We start from the raw sequence: 634 nt of genomic DNA, 5'->3' as shown, positions 1-634 counted from the left end.
GCAGGCCCCGTCAGCCCCACCCGCCCGCGAGGATGAAATATTGTGTCCCGCCGTCTGACACGGTGTTTTCTGCAGCCCCGCCCGCCCGCGAGGATGAAATATTGATGAGATACTAGGAAATTAGCCTAGTAAATCAGCCCCACCCAAAGCGCGTAACGCGTTCTGAGTGATTGACTAAAGCGCGTTACGCGCTATAATGCGGGCATGACCACCCCCCGAAATCCGAAGGGCCACATTGCCACGCTGGGAACCGTGCCGCTGGCGGAGGGCGAAAAAAGCCGACCTGTACGCATTCGGGCGCGGGGGTGGGTGTTTGACCGTTTGGCCGGGATGACCGCCGCCGAGGTGGGCGAACTGATAGAAAGCGCGTTACGCGGTTTAGATGCCAAAACCAGTATGACCAGTAAACCCGCCGCGCCCGCTGTGCTGCCAGGAACGCCGGAACTGTTCCCGGTGGAGCAAAAGCCGCAGCCCCAGCAGGCCCAAAAGCCCGCAGCAGTCGTCAGGAAACCGCGCCCGGTAAAAATCCCTAAACCGACAGCACCAGCAGCGCCAGGAGCAACAGGCCCAGCCGCCACCCCCCCTAATGCTGACCAAATGCAGGTGACGGGCCATTTACTGTCGACCCCCCAAG

At 61.2% G+C, this 634-nt stretch carries 1 pseudogene; it reads left to right on the top strand.

The window, feature by feature from the left end:
* Positions 1-204: 204 nt before the first annotated feature.
* Positions 205-634: pseudogene (locus tag QZ269_RS13140) on the top strand (hypothetical protein); the annotation flags it as partial.

Source organism: Deinococcus sp. (assembly GCF_018260405.1).
GTDB lineage: Bacteria > Deinococcota > Deinococci > Deinococcales > Deinococcaceae > Deinococcus.
Note: the sequence above shows the minus strand (reverse complement) of the source record. Positions and strands in the feature narration are given on the sequence as shown.